At 70.7% G+C, this 15,428-nt stretch carries 13 protein-coding genes and 1 pseudogene; all 14 read right to left on the bottom strand.

Annotated elements, in window-relative coordinates:
- Positions 1-376: 376 nt before the first annotated feature.
- Positions 377-1,591 carry a hydroxymethylglutaryl-CoA synthase gene (locus tag B4N89_RS30605; RefSeq protein WP_078978987.1) on the bottom strand — a complete coding sequence of 405 codons (1,215 nt, stop codon included), beginning with the start codon at positions 1,589-1,591 and terminating at the stop codon, positions 377-379.
- Complete coding sequence (locus tag B4N89_RS30600; protein WP_078978986.1) at positions 1,581-2,678, bottom strand: hydroxymethylglutaryl-CoA reductase; 1,098 nt, start codon at positions 2,676-2,678, stop codon at positions 1,581-1,583. Before B4N89_RS30600 ends, B4N89_RS30605 begins: the two co-directional genes overlap by 11 nt.
- Positions 2,675-3,760: a type 2 isopentenyl-diphosphate Delta-isomerase gene (gene fni / locus B4N89_RS30595; protein ID WP_078978985.1), complete on the bottom strand. Its 1,086-nt coding sequence runs from the start codon at positions 3,758-3,760 to the stop codon at positions 2,675-2,677. Before fni ends, B4N89_RS30600 begins: the two co-directional genes overlap by 4 nt.
- A complete protein-coding gene (locus B4N89_RS30590) occupies positions 3,757-4,938 on the bottom strand; it encodes a phosphomevalonate kinase (RefSeq protein ID WP_078978984.1) in 1,182 nt (393 codons plus the stop codon). Before B4N89_RS30590 ends, fni begins: the two co-directional genes overlap by 4 nt.
- Positions 4,935-5,939, bottom strand: coding sequence for a diphosphomevalonate decarboxylase (gene mvaD / locus B4N89_RS30585; RefSeq protein ID WP_078978983.1), 1,005 nt, complete (start codon positions 5,937-5,939; stop codon positions 4,935-4,937). Before mvaD ends, B4N89_RS30590 begins: the two co-directional genes overlap by 4 nt.
- Positions 5,926-6,996, bottom strand: a complete 1,071-nt coding sequence (mvk, locus tag B4N89_RS30580) for a mevalonate kinase (protein WP_161500868.1) — start codon at positions 6,994-6,996, stop codon at positions 5,926-5,928. Before mvk ends, mvaD begins: the two co-directional genes overlap by 14 nt.
- 472 nt (positions 6,997-7,468) lie before the next feature.
- Positions 7,469-7,711 carry a phosphopantetheine-binding protein gene (locus tag B4N89_RS30575; protein WP_078978981.1) on the bottom strand — a complete coding sequence of 81 codons (243 nt, stop codon included), beginning with the start codon at positions 7,709-7,711 and terminating at the stop codon, positions 7,469-7,471.
- Positions 7,712-7,784: 73 nt separating this feature from the next.
- Positions 7,785-8,753: a beta-ketoacyl-ACP synthase 3 gene (locus B4N89_RS30570; protein WP_268812532.1), complete on the bottom strand. Its 969-nt coding sequence runs from the start codon at positions 8,751-8,753 to the stop codon at positions 7,785-7,787.
- Between the two features lie 410 nt (positions 8,754-9,163).
- Positions 9,164-9,738, bottom strand: a pseudogene (locus tag B4N89_RS51760) (transposase); the annotation flags it as partial.
- Positions 9,739-10,498: 760 nt separating this feature from the next.
- On the bottom strand, positions 10,499-11,821 hold the full coding sequence (locus tag B4N89_RS30560; RefSeq protein ID WP_078978979.1) for a hypothetical protein: 1,323 nt from the start codon (positions 11,819-11,821) through the stop codon (positions 10,499-10,501).
- A 796-nt stretch (positions 11,822-12,617) separates the two neighbouring features.
- Positions 12,618-12,779, bottom strand: coding sequence for a hypothetical protein (locus B4N89_RS50070; RefSeq protein ID WP_161500867.1), 162 nt, complete (start codon positions 12,777-12,779; stop codon positions 12,618-12,620).
- Positions 12,780-13,085: 306 nt separating this feature from the next.
- Positions 13,086-14,543 carry a hypothetical protein gene (locus tag B4N89_RS30550; protein ID WP_201260944.1) on the bottom strand — a complete coding sequence of 486 codons (1,458 nt, stop codon included), beginning with the start codon at positions 14,541-14,543 and terminating at the stop codon, positions 13,086-13,088.
- Between the two features lie 221 nt (positions 14,544-14,764).
- The gene (locus B4N89_RS30545) at positions 14,765-15,064 is read right to left on the bottom strand and encodes a hypothetical protein (RefSeq protein ID WP_078979755.1); all 300 of its coding nucleotides are present in this window, start codon (positions 15,062-15,064) and stop codon (positions 14,765-14,767) included.
- Positions 15,065-15,105: 41 nt separating this feature from the next.
- Positions 15,106-15,381, bottom strand: coding sequence for a hypothetical protein (locus B4N89_RS30540; protein WP_078978977.1), 276 nt, complete (start codon positions 15,379-15,381; stop codon positions 15,106-15,108).
- Positions 15,382-15,428: the final 47 nt, after the last annotated feature.

The raw sequence follows: 15,428 nt of genomic DNA, 5'->3' as shown, positions 1-15,428 counted from the left end.
TTTCACAGGTCCCCTGGTCCGGCACCCCTTGTCCGGCGTGGCCGCGCCGGACAAGGGTCGGTTAAGACCGCGGACAGGGGGCTTCGGCGCAGTGACGACTCGTGCGCGGCATCGGGCACATCCTCGATGTGCCCAAGGTCCTCCACCGCGACCAGGCGGCGCTGCCTATCCACGACGGTGCGCGGGCTGCCGGGGCCGCCGGAGGCGACAAAGGCGGACGCCGTCTCGCCGTCCCACCTGCGAAGCCCGACGCTGTGCGCACCGCGTACCTGGAAGGCCGGTCCATCGCCGCCCTTGCGCGACGACGACGTCGGTTGGGTGTCCCGCTCGATGCGGGCGCCCTGTTGTGTCCGTGATCGGAGTCGCACCGGAGGTTCTACGGCCCCTCGGTCGCCGGGTGCGTTTCTCCGCGGGTGGGGGCCGGTTCGTATATGCGTTGGTGGTCGTGGATTTCGGCGAGGCGGTAGCGGCCTCGGGTGCGGTGGGGCAGGGCGTGTCGGCCGCCGTCGGTGTGTGGGGGTTGGGTGTGCAGGCGCCGGTAGGTGTCGTAGTCGATGGGGCTGCGGCGTGCGATGGCCTCGCGGTGGGCTCGAGTGCGCAGGGCGGTCCGGTAGCCGGGGGTGACCTGTCCGGTGAAGAATTCGGCGACGCTTCCGGATCCGTAGCTGAAGAAGCCCAGGGTGCGGCCGTCGAGTTTGTCGTCTTCCTCGAGCAGGGCTGCCAGGGCGAGGTAGAGGGACGCGGTATAGCTGTTGCCGATGATTTCGTTGTAGCGGATGGTGGGTGCGACGGCGTGTTCGATGGTGGCGGTGTCGGCCGGCGTCCCGGCGGTTTCGAGGAGGTGGCGGTGTGCCTTGTGTGCCATGCGGGTGAAGGGCTGGTGGTAGCAGACGGTGTGGATTTCTTCGATCGGCGGACCGTGGTGTGCCCGGTGGTCGTGCCATGCGCCGGCGAGGGCGGTCAGGTAGGCGGTGAGGGATTTTTTGCCGTCGACGAGTGCGGTGGTGCGGTGGTTGGGGCGCCAGAAGTCCATGACGTCGTGGGTGAACAGGCCCGAGGGGGCGTTGATTTCCACGAGGGCGGGTTCGGCTGTGATCAGCATGGCCGCGGCCGCGGCGCCTTGGGTGGCTTCTCCGGGGGTGTCCAGTTCGTAGCGGGCGATGTCGGCGGCGAAAACGAGGACGTGTTGTGTGGGGTCGCGGTGGACGAGCGCGGTGGCGAACTGGAGGGCGGCGGTAGCCCCGTAGCAGGCTTGTTTGAGTTCGACGACCCGCACGTTCGGGGGCAGGCCGAGCAGGGAGTGGACGTAGACGCCGGCGGCCTTGGACTGGTCGATGGAGGTTTCGGTGGCGAACAGGACGGTGCGGATGCGGCCGGCGCCATGACGTTCGATGATCGGTGCCGCCGCGTCGGCGGCCATGGTGACGATGTCCTCGTCGACAGCGGGCACGCTCATTTCCTTTTGGCCGATGCCGTGGTGGTACTTGCCCAGGGCGGCGCCGGTGTGTGCGGCGAGTTCGGCGTGGGTGAGGACGAGGCTGGTGGTGCTGAAGGAGAGGTCGTGGATGCCGATGGGTCGGTCAGCGGGCATGGCGATCGTCTCCGTCGGGGCGTTCGAACAGGGTGTGGGCCTTCATGAGTTCGCCGGGGTTGGTCTGCGCCGCCAGTAGGGAGAGTTCGCCGCACAGCACGGTGGCCGCGGCCAGGACCGCGAGGCGGCGGGCGTTGTCCCCGATGGGGCGGTCCTCGCGGCAGCCGAGCCGGATGAGGGCCTCGTCGACGAAGGCGAGGCCCTTGCCGTTGCCGACCGTGCCGACGATGAGGTTGGGCAGGGTGCAGGAGAAGTGGAGGTCGCCGTCGCGGTCCTGGGCCAGGGTGACGCCCTGCGCGCCCTCGACGATGTTCGCGGCGTCCTGGCCGGTGGCGAGGTAGAAGGCCAGGAGCATGTTCCCGTAGTGGGCGTTGGCGGAGCGGATGCCCCCGGCCAGGAGCGTGCCGACCAGATTCTTGTTCGTGTTGAGTCGCTTGATCGCGGCGGCCGTGGTGTGCAAGCGGGTGGTGACGATGTGTTCCGGGAGCTCGATTTCCGCGATGACTCTTTTCCCGCGACCCAGGATGCCGTTGACGGCGGTGGCCTTCTTGTCGGTGCAGTAGTTGCCGGACACGGATCCGTACGTGATGCCGGGTATGTGGGTCAGGATGTGGCCGAGCAGGGCGTCGGCGGCGAGGGTGACCATGTTGTGGCCGGCGGCGTCGCCGGTGGAGAACTCGAAGCGCAGGAACAGCAGTGCTCCGGCGATCTCGTCGCGCACTGCGAGGAGTTCGGCGAAGCGGCTGGTACCGCGGGTGATCTCGCGCAGCTCGTCGATGTGTCGGTGTACGGCGCGTGCGGCGAGGTGGGCGGTGGCCGCATCGGTGGCCTCGACCAGGACGGAGCGGGTCATGCGCTCGTCCACCAGGGTCGCGCGGATGCCCGCGTCGACCATCCGGGAGATCCGCGCGCCGCGGCCGACCGAGGGCCACAGGGGCGACTCGTAGGTGGCGAGGGGGACTTCGACCTCGTCGGTGGCGACGTTCCCGGAGATTCGCAGGGGGCCGACCCAGGACAGGGGGACGTGCGCGGCGCCGGGTGCGGCTCGCCGGGCGGGCTTCGTGCCGCGGATGCTCTGATCGGTCATCGCGGATCTCCTCGGGGGTTGGTGGTGTCGATGTCGTGCAGGGCGCAGAACTCGCGCAGGGATCCGGTCAGGCGCACGTCGCAGCCGGCCAGGTCGGCGGGGTGGTGGGCGCCCAGGAGGGTCATGAGGGAGGTGAGGTGGTCCAGCCAAGTGGTGATCTCCCGGACGAGGGCGTTGACGCCGCCGTCCAGGAGGATGGCGAGGAAGCCGCCGGAGACGCCGACGGCATGGGCTCCCAGTGCGAGGGCGCGGACGGCGTCGAGGGGGTGGCGCACGCCGCCGGAGGCCAGGAGCGGCAGACCGCGGCCGCGGGCGTCGAGGAGGGCCGCGGGGGTGCTCAGGCCCCAGCCGTCCAGGTAGGCGTACTCACCGTGTGGGCGGCGGCCGTTCTCGATCCTCGCGAAGTCGGTGCCGCCGCGCCCGGCGACATCCGCGACGGCGACGCCCAGTTCGGCGAGGTGGGAGACGGTGCGGCCGCTGAGGCCGAAGCCGACCTCCTTGACGATGACGGGGACGTCGATCGCCGCGGCGATGCGTTCGATCCCCGCGGGCCACGACCCGAAGGAGCGGTCCCCCTCGGGCATGACGGTTTCCTGCACGGCGTTGACGTGGATCTGCAGGGCGTCCGCGTCCAGCAGGGCGACGGCTCGGCGTGCCTGCTCCGGGTCGGTGCCGGCGTTGACGTTCGCCATCACGAAACCGCCGGGGTTGTGGCGGCGCAGGGGGGTGAAGGTTCCGGCGGTGGAGGGGTCCCGCAGGTAAGGGCTCATGGATCCGCCGGCGATCGGCAGCCGGGTCTCGTGGGCGGCGATCGCCAGGTCGCGGTTGATCTCCCCGGTCCTGGGGCTGCCGCCGGTCATCGCGTTGATGTAGAGCGGGACGGGCCAGTCGAGGGTGGCGAAGCGGGTGCGCAGGCAGACCCGGTCGCGGTCGGTGCCGGCGAGGGCGTGGTGCACGAAGTGCACGTCGTCGAACTGGCTTCGTGGCCGGGGCGGTTCGACGGGCTTGACGCCGTTGGCGTTGTCGTTTTCGTGTTGGGCGAGGGCGAGCCGTACGTGGTCGTCCTTGCGTGATGCGCTCATCGGGATGCCCCTCGGTCGGGGAGGAGGGAATGCGGGCTCGGGCCGGGGGCGGGTCCCGCCAAGGGGGGCTCGCCCGGTCGAGGTCTCGGTGCCGGGGTGACCCGCAGCGGCAGGGCGGTGATCCCGGCCCGCGCCCATCGCGCGTGCAGGGCTCGGGGGTCGGCGCTGTCCGGCAGCAGGGCGATGCCGCAGTCGCCTCCGCCGGCGCCGGACGGTTTGGCCGCACCGCCGCAGGTCTGTGCCGCCGCACACAGCTCGGTCAGTCGGGGGGTGAAGATGCCCAGTCCGGTGGCGTCGTCGAGGCCGGCCAGGAGGCGGTGCGCGTCGCGGACGGCGTCCAGGAGCGCCCCCGGGTCGTCGTGTCGGAGTGCGTGGGCGGCCGCGTCCACGCACGTCGCGCTGCGTGCGAGGAACTGTCGGAAGGCGGGGCCGCGCCGCCATGCGGTGTGGGAGAGCCGGTGGACGTGGGCGGAGGTGGAGGCCGGGCTGCCGCTCCAACCGGTGTGCAGGGACAGCGTGTTCGGGGGCGGCAGGGCACGGACGGTCAGTTCGGGCCAGGTGGCGCGCAGGGTTTCGGCAGGGCCGTCCCGGCGCAGGCGCCGGAGCAGGAGCGCGCGGTCCGGCGCCCGGTAGGAGATCCAACCGCCCCATGTGCTCGCCGCGAGGTCCGCGCCGGAGGGGCCGGCGTCGACGCCGATGCTCGCCAGCAGGGCAAGGCGGAAGCGCAGTTCCGGCGTCGTCGGCATGCTGTGGAAGTCGGTCAGGGCGGCTACGGCCGCGACGGTCACCGCTCCGCTGGAGCCCAGGCCGATCTTGACGCCGTGTTCGTGCAAGCCGCTGCGGACCGTCAGGCGCAACGGCACGGGCGGCAGAGCGAGTTCGGCTCGCAGTCGGTCGACGATCTCGACGGCGGACACGAGGTGGGCCAGTGCCCTGGTCAGGTGTGGCGTGTCCGCCGGGTCCGGGGAGCGCAGACCCGTACGGCCGCGCACCAGGGCCACCTCGTGCGGGAGGAGGTCGGTGTCGAAGACCACGTCGCCCTGTTGGGGTGTGGACGCACGGACGGTGACGAACCGGTCCACGGCCACGACGATCGCCGGTTGAGCGGGCTCCAGAACGGCGTACTCCCCCGCGATGAGAAGTTTCCCCGGCGCGGCGTGGGTGACCGGGCTCGTCATCTCCGGGCCCCGGTGCGCAGGGTCGCGCCGGGGCCGGATCGACCCACGACCGTGGGCCGATCGGACAGTTCCCGAAGCTCGTACGCCACGTGTTCGGCGTCGTCACCGGCGCACAGGACCTTGACGTTGGGTCCGGCATCCATCGTCGCCCACGCCTGTGTGCCGGCGTGCCGCATGCGGCGTACCGAGTCGAGGACCAGGCGTGAGGCGTCCGTCAGGTATCGCACGGGCGGTACCGCGTTTTCCATGGTCTTGTGCATGCCGAGGGCGTTGCTCTCGGCGATCGCGCCCACCGCGGCGAGGTCGCCCCCGGCAAGCGCCGCGCGCATGGCCTGGAGGTCGCCGCGGGTCGCGGCGAGCCAGTCGTGGAAGCGCGGGGACGTGGCCACGGTGCGGCGCATCGCCTCACGGCTGGAAACCGGTTTGGGGCCGGTCTCCACGAGCACGACCACCATTGCGAGATCCACCCTGGCGTCCGTGACGGGCTCGGCGTAGGAGGCGAGGTCGGGGTCGGGTGCGTCGGGCGCGCCGGCGTGCCAGACGACGAACCCGCCGAAGATCGACCGCGCGGCCGATCCGGAACCCCTGCGGGCCAGTCTCGACAGCACCGCCGGCTCCAGCGGCAGGTCGTAGGCGTGGGAGGCGGCCAGGGCAAGGGCCGCGAATCCGCTTGCGGAGGAGGCGAGGCCGGCGCCGGTCGGGACCGTGTTGCGGGTCGCCACCAGGGCCCTTTCCGTCCTGCCGGCCCGATCGCGTACCAGGTCCAGGAAGGCCGTGATGCGCCGCGGTGTCTCACCTCGGGCGAGGACGCCGTCCACCGTGACGTAGTCTCGCGTGGCGTGGGGGTGGAGGCGGACCTCGGTGGTGGTGGGGAAGACATCCAGGGTGAGGGAGAGGCTGTCGGCACAGGGCAGGACGAGGTGTTCGTCTCGTTTTCCCCAGTACTTGACCAGGGCGATGTTGGGGTGGGCCACGGCGATCGCGCCTTCAGACGTCGACATTGCCGTCCCCCTTTGGCAGCGGGGTGATCCAGCAGCGGACGCCGTGCTCGCGGGTCAGTCGAGCGGCCGCGGTGTCGGCGGCGGTTCGGTCGGGCAGCAGGGCGATCACGCAGCCGCCGAGTCCGCCGCCGCTCATCTTCGCGCCGAGTGCGCCGACCCGGATCGAGGCGTCCACCAGGGAGTCCGTGCGGTCGGTGGTCAGGTCGAGGCCGGCGAGCAGTGTGTGACTGTCCGTCAGGGCGCTTCCCAGTTCCCGCAGGCGACCGTGTTCCAGGTCGAACAGGGCTCGGCGGGCGAGGGCGGTCGAGTGGGCGAGGAAGGCGTCCCGGCGGCCGGGATCCTTCGCGAAACGCTCGCGCAACATCCCCACGGCTTCTCGTGTGGACGCGCCGGTGCCGCTGTCCACCACCACGATCCAGCAGTCGGCACCCACCGGCGGGGTACTGATCCGTCCGTCCGCCAACAGGACCGGTCCGTTGGCGCCGGTGGTCCAGGCGTCGATGCCGCTCGCCCTGCCGTGCGCCGTGTTCTCGGCCATCTGCACGTACCGGAAGACGACGTCCTCCCCCAGCCCCAGTTCGAAGAGATCGTCCAAGGCATGGACGAGGGCCCGGGCACAGGCCGCGCTGGAGCCGAGACCGCGACCGAGCGGCACCCCGCTCTCCACGTGCACGTCCACCCCCGGCGCGATCCGCGGGCCCGTGAGGCGCAGAACGGCTTCGCTGAGGATCCGCAGCCCCTCCGGAATGACGCCCTCCGGCGTTCGCGGCAACCGTGCCGGGCTGCCGGACGGCACGCCGGGCGGGACGGGAGTGAACCGGAATCCCAGCAGTCCGTGCCCGTCCCGATCCCGACGGGCAACCCGGACCCGGCAACCCAGCCCGGGTACCGGCAGCGCCACGGCGGGCGCGCCGTAGACGACGGCATGCTCCCCCAGCAGGATGACCTTCGCATGGGCCCGCCCCTCCCCGACGCCCTGCGCAGCGGCGCCCCCGCCCGCTCGAGGCGCCACCGGCGGGCTCGTCTCCCGCGCTCCGCTGTGCGCGTCGTGCGCCATGACCGCCGGACGTCCTCCCGTGTGCGGGCACGGGCCGCTTCGGGAACCGTCGTTGTGCTGCGCCGTGTCGGGGAAGGGCCATGCGGCGAGAAGGACGGGCGGGACCGGCCCGAAACCGGCGCGGATCCCGGTGCGGCGGCGAACGTCCGCCGGGATGAAGGGCGTTGCGCCCATGCTCGTCGACCTCTCTCTTCCGATGCGGGGCCGAGCCCCGGTGGTGGTGTCCGGCGTTCCTTGGTGACGACGCGCCGGGTGGCGGGTGGCGGCCGGCCTCACACCGGAAGTGTCGGGATGCGCCGCTGTCGCCGTGTGGTGCCGCGCCCCGCCGCTTCCTGCCGTGCCGGACGCGGTTCGACGGGGCAGCCGGACGGAGGGGGCAGGGATGCGTGCGGCTCGTGCGGGATGGGTGCATGGTCGGTGACAGGCCACCGACCATGTTCGTACGGAGTCGGACCGCCGGACCCGCGCCGTGTCAGGAAACCTGTGCGATCTCCGCGCAGAGGGCGACCGTCGCGCCGGCCACGTTGAGCAAGTCGTCGTCGATGGGCTTGCCCAGCGCGTTCTCGAGTTGCTGCGCCAGCTCCGAGATTTGCAGGGAGTCGAGGTCGAGGTCCTCCAGGAGCCTGTCGTCCGCGCCGATGCTCTCGACGGGCCGTTCGGTGAGCAGGGAAACGATGTTCCGGACCTGCAGCAGGGTGTTCGCGTCGGTGACCACGGCTTTTCTCCTCCATGGGGTGTGTGGGAACGATCGACGGTGTGGGCGTGCGTGGGATGGGCCTGGTGGTGTCTTACGGGCACAGGACGACTTGCGCCGCGTAAGTCAGCCCGGCACCGAACCCGAAGAGCAGAACGGGGTCGCCGCAGCTGACCCGACGCGCCGCGCGCAGCGCGTGCAGCGCCAGTGGAACGGAGGCCGCGCAGGTGTTGCCGGCATGGACCACGTCGTCGGCGGTCACCAGTTCGGGCGCGTCGACGCTCCGGCTCAGGACTTCGATGATGCGCAGGTTCGCCTGGTGTGGCACGAATGCCCTCAGGTCGACGGGTGTCAGCCCCGCCCGTTCGCAGGCGGCGCGAATGACGGGGTCGAGCGCGGTGGTGGCCCACCGGAAGACCTTGCGCCCCTGCATTTCCATCCGGCCCGTCCCATGGGGGATGGTGATGAGGTCGGCCTGTGTGCCGCCGCTGCCCCACGCGACAGGGAAGATCGCGGGCTCCGCCGAAGGCACGACGAACGCCGCTGCGGCGCCGTCGGCGAAGATCGGCCCGGTGTCGCGGTCTTCCGCCGTCACCCAGTCGGTCATGCGTTCCGAGGCGACGACCAGCACCCCCCGCGCCGTTCCCGCCCGGATCAGGGCGTCGGCCACGGCCAGGGCGTGACAAAAACCCGAGCAGGCGGCGTTCAGGTCGAACGCCGCCGACGCCCCGCAGCCGAGACCGGAGGCGACCGACGCCGCCCCGTTGGGCATGGGTGAGGGCAGGGAGCAGGTCGCGAGAATCACCGCGTCGACGTCGTCGGCGGTGGCGCCGCATTCGGCCAACGCGTTCTTGCCCGCCGCGACCGCCATCGCCACGACCGTCTCGGTCGCGCCGGCGTGACGCCGCTCCTCGATGCCCACTCGCCTCGAAATCCAATCCGTGCCGACACCGGCACACGCGGCGGCCTGCTCGTTGACCACCACGGTCTCGGGACGGTACGCGCCCAATCCGCCGATACGGGCTCCCGCCCCGGCCGAGCGGCCCGATGCTGCGACCGCCACCCCCTTCGGTTCCCGACCCTGGTCCATTTCCCGCTCCGGTGTGCGTGTGGGCTGCGGCGCCGACGTTCCTGCGCCCGGTGGTCGCGATGGGTCGGCGGATGGGTCCACGGCCGCGGATCGCGCGCCGGGTACGAAAGTCCGCCGGGGTTCCGCCCATCGGTTCCATGTCCATCAAGCCCCCAGTGCGGGACTCGGCGGAAGGGAGAACGGGGATACGACGCGTGAACGCGTTGAACGCCCGTGCGCTTCGCCGTCGTGGGACGCGTCGTGCCCACCACCGACACCCACCCGCGCCTGAACATCGCACCATCGCCGCTCGCGGAGTCCCTCCGCACGCCCAGGACATCGTTCCGCTTCGGGCGGACAGAGCCCAACCCGGGCTGGGCAAACGAGGCCGGGCAGGTGTCCTGCGTGGTGTCGCGATGGAGCCTTTCGTAGCGGACGAGTGCGGCTGCGACGATGAGGAAGGCCAGGTGGAGTCGCGGCGCGGCGTTCGTGGCGTGGGGAAAGTCGTCGGTAACCGCCGCACCAGGACAGGTGCGTTCGATCTTCCGTCGTTGGCGCCCCCGGGCGTTCGCTCGATTCGACGCCCTTGCGGGCGATGCGCACTCCGATGCGACGGCCCCGTACCCGTCTGCGCAGGTCGGGATGCCGTAGGCCTTGTCGGCGTGCAGACGCGTCGGCTTCCGGGACCGGCCGTGGTGGGAGTCGTGTTTCGACAGGAGTGCTTCGAGCAGGGGCTTCAGGCCCCGACTGTCGTGGATGTTCCCACCGGAGAGGCCGACGACGAGGGGCAGCCCATCGCCGTCGGACAGGACATGCGGCTTGGAACTCGCCTTGCCCCGGTCCACGGGACTCGGACCTGTTGGTTCGCCCCCGTTTTCGCGCGCACGTGCACGGTGTCGACCAGGCCGCGGGACGGGTCCACCTAGCCCGCGTCGGCCAGGAGTTCACGCAACCGCAGGTGGAGGCGTCCCCATAGGCCGTCCACCGCGAGCGACGCCTCGGCTCGGGAGGGGCCGGGGCCTCGCGGCTCGGCGTGGGGGTGACCGGGTCCCGATATCCGAGCGGGAACCCATGGAAGAAGCCGGGGACGTGCGCGTCGAAGGGCGCCCGCCATGGTGGTGGGTGCCGTGACGGCGGCACACCGCGCACGCGGCCGGGCGGGGCGAGGAAACCCGGGGCGGCGTGCCCGAACGACGTGGGCACCAGGAGCAGGCGGACGAGCTCCCGGTGGGCAGGATCGCAGCGTTGGACGCGTTGGGAATGCGCCGGCCGTGAGCAGAGCGGCCGCACTCGGCCGGGGCGGATGAGGGTTACGCACGATGAACCCCAGATACAGGCTGCGCATCCCCCGGGGGGTGCACATCGGTCCCCGAGCATTCGGGCGGGGGCGATGCGGGCTCGTGATCGGGCAAGGCATCCGGCGGCGGTTCGCACGGACGTGTGCTCCAGCGAGCGCGACGGCTCTTGGGATCGTCCACGCGTGTAAGTCAAGCCTGGGCGCGCATCCAAGGAAACAACCGACACGATGGTTGGAATATCGCAACTCGTTCGCGGTAAAGGTACCGCCACACCCTCCACACCCGCCGCACTGCGTCAGCGCTCGCCTCGGTCACGCCTCCGGTCGCGCCCACCGGAAAACGGATTGCGCCGAAACGTCCGCACGGCCCGAGGACCGCGGGCCGCCCTTCACCACAGCTGCGCAACCCGACCTTGCGATCCCGCCCCTCATCGACTCGCCGTCAACGGGCGGCGAGTCCGCGAACGCGTTCGCGCAGCGGCTGGAACTGGTGAAGCCGCGGAAACTGGTGCAGGAGCCGACCCAGATGAACGAATTGGTGGTGAACCGGCGTCGAACCCAGGTGGGGGTATTGGTCCAGAAACGTGTGCCAGGACGCGCCTGCGGCCTCGATGTCTCCGTCCCGCCACTGCGCGCGAGCGAGGCGCGCGAGGGTGACGGCATGGGCTCGGCGTTGCTGGGGTGATCGCCGCTGCGCGGCTTCGCGAAGGGCCCGCAGGGCCGGACCGGATTCGCCGAGCGTGTCGAGGATTCGCGCGCGTTGGTATTCGAAGCCGGGTCGCGGATAGGTGGCGAAGGGTCCCTCCCCGGGGTGGTCCACGGCCTGTTCGTGTCGATGTTCCGCCTCGTCGAGGTCCGCGAGGGCGGGCCGGCGGTGGTGTTGGGCGGCGTGCGCCCAAGCCCGTTGGGACAGCACGAAGGCGCGGGTGGCGGGCGTGTGCGCGGACGTCGCGTCCACGGCCGCGTCCGCGAGGTCGGCGGCCTGGCGAACACACCCCAGACGCAGCGCCTGTCGGCTCATCGTGCGCAGGACTATGGCGCCGGTGCCGCGATCGTCCGCCTCTCGGGCCAGGTGGAACGCGGTGGTCAAGTGCCGTTGCGCCGAGCCCTGATGATCGGCGTCCTCGGCGGTGGTGGCGAGCACGTGCGCCATCCGGGCACTTCCGACCAATAGCGCCCGATGGGTCTCGGCGGAGGCGGGGGCTGTGAGCAGTCGGGGTACCGACGTGGCGAAACACGCCGCCAGCGCGGGCCCGACGCGAGCGCCGCCATGACGTTCGGCGAGCACGGCGAACTGCGCCGTCAGGTCCGACAGTGCCTGGACGTCGGCGACGGTGGCCCGACGTCCACCGACGGGCGAACGATCCGCGGGCACAGGCCGATCCCAGTGCGGTACGCGCGACGCGCGGTAGACGACGTCCGCCGGTCGGTGCTCGTTGCAGGTCCAGTCCCGGCACAGGTCGGCGGTGTCCCGAAGGGCGGCCTCGCGGGCGGACGGGCCGGTCGCGTCGACCGGATCGAAGCCGATGTCCCCGACGGTGACGACGCGTTCCAGGGGCCACCCCAGCGCGGCGGCGACCAGCTCCGCGACTGCGGGCCTCGGCCGCGACCCGGTGAGCCAATGCGCGACCGAGGTACGGTCGTAGCACAGGCGCATTCCCTGTGCGGTGCCCAGAGCGTTGACGGCGCGGGCGAGTTCGCCCGCGCCGAGCTGTGACTGGGCCAGGAGCAGGGCCAGACGCTGGTTGCTCCGGCGGCGTGACATGATTCCTCGTATCCCGATACGGTGCTCCGCCGCGCGACCGGAGCTTTCGACCGTGGTCGCGCCAACGAGGGTCACCGCTCGATCGGACTCGCCCCCCGGCCGTCGGGGCTGCCCTGAATACTGCGTCGTCCAGGACTGCTTGAACGTGTATTTCCAGCCATTGTTCGACGTATCCGACACGGGGCCGCTTACCTTGACGTTCCTCGAATCTCGGGTCGGCTCGAACCCGGCCGCGTACGATCCCACCTTCCGCCGACTCCCCCGGCGCGACGAGACACCGGCGTCGGCGTTGGCTTGACGGCGGCGGCTCCCGGTCACGCGAGCACGGGGATCGTTGCGCTCGCGAATGGCCCTGTGCCGTGCGGGGGTTCGGTCGCGCTCTTCTCACATCGTGGTGACGCTCGCCGGTTCGGGCGGCGAGCCGACCGCCGCAGCATGTCGAAGGCGTCCCGGTACGCGATCTCCCGGGCGATGCGACCGCTCTGGCGAACTCCTCGATGCTCACGCCCTGACCGAAATCGTGCGCCGACCACGTCGTCGGCATTCCGGCAGGATCTTACGCGTCCTGCCGTGCCTCATCGAGCGCACCACTTCGTGCGTGGGGGCCACGCGTCGCTTCGGTCATACGTGGGTACGGACGGATCTCCTCGTAACCGTCGTACGTGTGCAGCCAAGGGATGTCCTCGTAGGCGGCGTCCTCGGCGTAGTGGCGGAGACGTTCCTCCACCGGCTCGGGCGTGTCCATCCGTCGGCCCTGGTGTGCAGGAAGGCGGTCCTGTCGGCGGGGTCGAACGTGTCATGGCAGCGTCGTCTTCCGTGTCGGTGGTGTCGATGGGGCCGGGTCGTACCCCGGGGCGCGTCGTTCGCGGGTGATCGCGGAGAAGTCGCCGGCCAGGGCATGGGCGATCGCCAGGTCGGGGCAGGCGGTCAGGACGCGGTCCGGATCGGAGCGTTCCACACCAGCCAGGCGCCCGTCACACCGCCGGCGATGCCTCGAAGAACGGCCATCGCGAGGGTGTGCAGGACTCGGGCCGGAGACACCGCCATCACGCGACTCCGGATCCTCGCCCTGTCCACCGTCGTTCCGGCATCCAGGGGCGTAGGTCCGCTGCTGCGAAGGTCGACGGGGGTGGGTCCGGTGTTTCCTCCGACCAGTTTCGGCACGCGCGGAAGGGTCGAGGGGTGGGACGGGCGAGGTGGTGCGTCGCGGGCGGACGGTGGGCAAGGGAAGGGGCGCCAACCGCAGGTCGCGACGTTGGGCGGGTCATGATCGCTTCCGGGGCTTCGCCGGTTGGACTCGCGGTGGTGAGGCCAGGCGCATGATGGTCTCGTCAAGACGCAATTTGTCGGGGGTTCGTGGGAATGACCGGATCGCCTGTAGGAGGTCGCGGTCGTTTCGGCGAGTCACTTTCGATTCGAGAATGCTCAGCAGGTCTTCCCACTGGCCTCGGGCTCTCGCGGTCTGAAGTCTGCCGGAGATCGTCGTGTCGACGAAGGCCCGCAAGGCCAGGCTTGCTTGCACCGAGTCGAGGCGTTCCAACATGGCCCGGTACGTGGGCTCGGCGGCCCAGCACACACCGTTGCCGTTGGTGAGGAACGCCTCCACGACGGCCTTCACGTACTTCGTGGACAGACTTGGGGGAACCTCACCCTTCGCTCCGACCAACGCGTCCAGACGGCGAACGGCGGTCGGCTCGGTGGCGAAGTTGTTCCAACCCCGGTGTGCTTCGAGGAGGCCGTCGATCGCGTGATCGAGCTCGGCGATGCGAACGGGGGCCGGCAGAAAGGCGTCCGCGTCCACGAGGTCGAACAGTTCTCGCGCGCTCGTCGCCTGCGGATGGTCGGCGTTCGCGACGAAACGCGCGATGCGGGTCCCGAAGTTGTATCTGGCTTCGTCGGACACGTAGGGCCACAGCTCGGGCCACAGGACGCGCACGTTGTCCGCGGTGTCCGGGGTCGAGGAGTCGGCGGTGTACAGGCCGAACAACCCGGCGGCCAGTGCGTCCGCGCGATCGGGAGGCAACCGGTCGAAGAAGCCGGCGGTGGAGGACACCTCCTGTGACGACAGCCGCCGCTGCTTTATGTTGCGCAACAGCTTTCCCGTCTCGGCGGTAACCGTGTCCACCGGGAGGGTGATGACCTGGAGGATGCACGTTTCCAACCACGTCACCAGTTGCAGGCCGGTGAGTTCCGTCTGGTTGGGATGAGCGGCGCTGGCATGGTTCCGCATGTATCTCACGCTGTCGAGCTGGGCGTGTCCGACGTCGCTGAGCAGGCCGATGTCACGGGCGGCGCGTAACAGGTCGACGTCCTGGATTTGACTGAGGTGGTCTGCGGTGCTCAGGTGCTTGCGCTTCTCGGGAGCCGATACCGCGACGTCGAAGAAGTAGTCGAGGTCGTAACCGGCCACGCGACGGCGGAGCTCCGCGATGGTCTCGTCCCAGAGGTAGTTCAGGGCCGCGTCGAACAGACCGGCCGCGGCCGCGGCGATCATCTTGCTGATGTAGTAGGACCGCGCGCGATCGTCGATGTCCAGGCGCTCCAACGCCCCACCGAGGTTCCCCAGGACCCGCTGGCGCTGTGTCACCTCGACCAGCACACCGTCCGTGGGCAGTCCCACCGCGCTGATGCTGTCGAGCAGAACCTTCTCGAACCTCTCGATGCCCGCGCGCACATCCGTCGGTGCGGCATCCGCTCCTCGGTGAATCTCCAACTCGCTCATGGCCGTTCACCGTAGCTCGTGCGCATTCGTGGTGCCCGACCATTACACGGTTCCCCCGAAGAACCCCGCGTCCCCGGGCGGCCGGCATCGACGCCGGCCGGATCGAATCGCCGGCCCGCCGCCGCTGTCCGACACCACGGACGTCGTCGTATCGTCCGGGACCGGGAGGGAGTCCGGGCCCGCAACGACGCCCTGCGGGCGCACGCCGGGTCGGTGGCGGGTCAGTGTTTCGGGCAGGTCGGGTCGTCTACGAGCACCGCGTTCGCGGGGATGATCACCACGTCCTCGTCGATCGACACCGAGCCCTTGGTCGTGGTGTAGGCACGCTTGCCGGGCCCGACGCATTTGGTGGCGAGGTTGCCGAAACCGTCGGGGAAGTCGAACACTTCCGCAGGGCTGTCCTCGCCGCGGTCACCGAACACCGGGGCGTCCGCCTTGCCGCGCTCGTCGTAGTACTCCTGGGAACACCCGGCGACGGCGCCGAGGACCAGGAACACCGACACGATCGGCGCCCATCGCATCGTGTGCGATCGTCGCGGCGCGCTCGTCCGTCGCGTCGCCTTCACCCCGCGCACGCCGCGTCCGGGACGACCTGCACGTTGGAGGGGCCGCTCGCGTTCGTGGTCACGTAGGCGCGGAATCCGTGGCCGACGCACTTGGTGGCGAGGTTCCCGAAGCCGTCGGGGAAGTTGAACACCTGGGCCGGAGTGTCGTCGCCACGCTGGTTCGCGACCGGCGAGTCGCCCTTGCCCCGCTCGTCGTCGTCCCCGGCACACCCCGCCAACAGCAGCACAGCCGCCAGCGCGCACGGTACGACACCCCATCCGAGTCCTGCCATGTCGCTTCCTCCCTCGCACCACACGTCCCGTGAGATCAACATCCCAG

Source organism: Embleya scabrispora (genome assembly GCF_002024165.1).
GTDB classification, from domain to species: Bacteria; Actinomycetota; Actinomycetes; order Streptomycetales; family Streptomycetaceae; genus Embleya; species Embleya scabrispora_A.
The sequence above is the reverse complement of the archived record's forward strand: the minus strand, read 5'-3'. Positions and strand labels throughout refer to the sequence as shown.